Annotated in this window: 2 protein-coding genes and 1 pseudogene; all 3 read right to left on the bottom strand. The window is 57.2% G+C overall.

What is annotated here, in order from left to right:
* Positions 1-206: 206 nt before the first annotated feature.
* Positions 207-1,775 carry a methyl-accepting chemotaxis protein gene (locus U5O12_RS19310; protein ID WP_322580211.1) on the bottom strand — a complete coding sequence of 523 codons (1,569 nt, stop codon included), beginning with the start codon at positions 1,773-1,775 and terminating at the stop codon, positions 207-209.
* Between the two features lie 114 nt (positions 1,776-1,889).
* Complete coding sequence (locus U5O12_RS19305) at positions 1,890-2,420, bottom strand: chemotaxis protein CheW (RefSeq protein ID WP_322580210.1); 531 nt, start codon at positions 2,418-2,420, stop codon at positions 1,890-1,892.
* Positions 2,421-2,727: 307 nt separating this feature from the next.
* Positions 2,728-3,261 (bottom strand): annotated as a pseudogene (locus U5O12_RS19300) (hypothetical protein); the annotation flags it as partial.

Raw genomic sequence — 3,261 nt, 5'->3', positions numbered from 1 at the left:
GGCGGGACCACGTAAGGCGCGCACCGTCTCGTCTCGGTGCATTTTTTGGTGTTTTTGGCCTCTAGCCCCCGTGGAGTATGCGTGAGTAGCTCCTAATTAGATAGCTATGCTGGTTTAGTTTGGCGTTGATCTCAGCCGTTCGGAGACCGCTTCTCCGCAAACTGATATCCGCCCCGTTTACACAAAATTCAGGACACGCCCTCCGTCTAGTTTGCATCGGCCAGTTTGAATACCCCTACGGTTTGTACCAGCTCGCCAGCCTGGCTCTTAAGACTGCTGGCCGCGGCGGCCATTTCTTCCACCAACGCAGCGTTCTGCTGAGTGACTTGGTCCATTTGCTGCACGGCTTCACCAATCTGGGCTACACCGGAGGCCTGTTCAGTGCTGGCAGCACTGATCTCACCCACGATGTCTGTCACCCGCTTGATTGAACTCACCACTTCGGCCATAGTTTCACCGGCTTGGTCAACCAGCAAGGTTCCCTGCTCCACGCGATCCACGCTGGCGCTGATCAGTGTCTTGATTTCCTTGGCGGCGTCCGCGCTGCGGCCTGCCAAGGAGCGGACTTCACTGGCCACCACCGCGAAGCCACGACCTTGCTCACCTGCGCGGGCCGCTTCCACCGCAGCATTGAGGGCCAAGATGTTGGTTTGAAAGGCAATGCCATCAATCACGCTGATGATGTCCGAAATCTTCTTGGACGATTCGTTGATGCCCTTCATGGTTTCCACCACTTGGCTCACTACTTCGCCGCCCTTAATGGCAACTGTGGAGGCGTTCTTGGCGAGTTGATCGGCCTGGCGGGCGTTGTCAGCGTTTTGCTTCACGGTGGATGAAAGCTCCTCCATGCTGGCGGCGGTTTCTTCCAGCGCACTGGCTTGCTGCTCTGTGCGTGATGACAGGTCGTGATTGCCGGATGCTATTTCTGCGCTGGCAGTGGACACTCCTTCGGAGCCCTGGCGCACAGTGGACACGACATGGATGAGGGAGCCCTGCATGCGGGACAATGCAGCGAGCACACTGACCGTGTCGCCGTTGCGCACTTGCAAGTGCGTCGTCAAATTGCCATCGGCCACTTTGCCAACCAAATCGCACAGCGCTGACGGCTCGGCGCCCAGAGCGGTTGCCAAGTTGCGTGTGATGAGTACACCGGCCACAATGGCGCCGGACAAGGCCAAACAGCAGATCAGCAACAGGTAATTGCGCTGGTTCGCGTAATCAGCTGCGGCAGCATCTACCAGTTTTGCGGCACGATTGCTGGTATAGGCGGAGTACTCCTCCGACACTTTGACCAATCTGGCCAACAACGGGCGACATTCCGCGTTCATCTTGGCGATGGCTTCTTCCTTTTCCCCCTTAAGCGCCATATCCACAATAGACAATGCCACTGGAGCGTAGGCCTGTTCGATCTTGTCAATTTCGCCAATCATGCGGCGAGCCTCTGCGCTGACAGTGGGATCTTCACTCAACTTCTTCAATGTGGCCAGTCGCGCACCTACTTCCGTATGGGCCTTGGTGACCACTTCTTTTTCCGTGGCTATATCTGCCGGTTTGTTGACCAATAACAAGTTGCGCGCGGCAATGGCGCGCAAGTCTATGGCTTCTCGCACGAGGTGAGTAGTATTGGAACGGGCATTGACACCGTTGACATAGTTCTTGAAGCGGTCATTGGCATCGCCAAGTGTCTTTGTGGCCATGCCACCAATCAGCAGTACCGAGAATGCCAGGCCGCCAAAGGCCCAGGTGAGTTTTGCGCGTACGGTAAGGTTGTTCATGATGTTTCTCTGTATGTGTAGGTGTTCAAAGGAAGTTCAAAAAGCGCTGCAGTCCACTTTGAAATTGGCAATTTCTACTTGGGAGGTGAGGGCCTGCTGGCTCGGTTGCGCGGGTTATTGCAGGGATGTGCCACCCAGACCCATGTCGCTGCTGCCCATCAGTTTTTCGATATTCAACAAAATCAGCATGCGCTCTCGGCCTGCTTGTTCCAGGGTGCCAATGCCGGTGATGCATGTGGAATCCACGTAGCCGCTGAACTCCGGAACGCGCTTCACCTGCTCTGGAGTGAGTTCTACGACGTCACTCACGGAATCCACCACCACGCCCACCACGCGCTGGCTCAGCGCAAGAATCACGGTGACCGTTAACGCGTCATAGGAAGGGTTGGGCATGCCAAACTTCAGCCGCAGGTCCAGAATGGGTACGATCACGCCGCGCAGGTTCAGCACGCCTTTGACGAAGTCCGGCGTACCGGCCATGCGGGTAGGCTGCTCGTAGCCTCGGATCTCCTGCACTTTCAGGATGTCAATGCCATATTCCTCACCACCTAGGCAAAAACTCAAGCATTCCTGCGGCCCGGATGAAAAGTCGGCAGCGACATGCTGGGCGACTGGGAAATTGGAGGTGTGTTCGGTGGTATTCATATGCAATTCGCCCTCATGAAATGGATTAAATGATATTTTTAATTTGAAACATCCGACAAATGTTGGGAATTTCAAAATTTCAATGAGGCGAATTTATCATATTTGCCGAATTTGAGGTAAATATGATTAATTTGTACTAATTTAGTCAACTACAAACGCGTGTGCGCGTACAGGCGCACTGCATCCAGTGATCCGTCGATAGGGAAATGAAGGCTGTTAGTTAATGCTGCGAGCAACTGGCTCACTGCAGAATTTCAGCAGTAGCACCGCCTCAGTGGCCAGTCCTTGGCGCCCTGATCAGCCCCGCTCAAAGCTTGTCAGTCCGCACCTTGATGTCGCCCTGCAGCAGTGCTTGGCACATACCGCTGGCACTGGCATGGGCGGACAGGAGCAGTTGTGCCCAGTCTGCCTGCTCGGCCTGCCAGACGCCCAAGCCGCGCTCGTAGGCTTCGGGCATGGAGGCCAGCAGGCTGGCCACCCGCTGCGGTGCACGTTTGGCCATGGCCAGGGCTACCAGGCAGCCGGCGGGCACTTGGTCGGGGCTGGCGTCGCGCACCATGCCCTTGGCCAGGGTGCCCAAGCTGCCAATCAGCAGGCCCACATCGCACCCCAAAGCCACCCAGGCATCGCGCTGGGTGTGCCAGGGGGCGGCGGGGACCGCCAAGCCCAGCTGTTGTGCGACCAGGCGCACTACGTCTGCTCTGCGGTCCGGGCTTTGCGCCAGCGTGCCGCCCAACTGCACCGTCAGCGCGTCGGTCGCACTGTGGGTCAGCCGTTGCAGCCCGCGCAGTAGCGGTGCCGTCGCATTGGGTGCACCCAGTGTCTGCAGGCTCTGCGCGCA

It is taken from the genome of Rhodoferax sp. (assembly GCF_034519335.1).
Classification (GTDB): domain Bacteria; phylum Pseudomonadota; class Gammaproteobacteria; order Burkholderiales; family Burkholderiaceae_C; genus Allorhodoferax.
The sequence above is the reverse complement of the archived record's forward strand: the minus strand, read 5'-3'. Positions and strand labels throughout refer to the sequence as shown.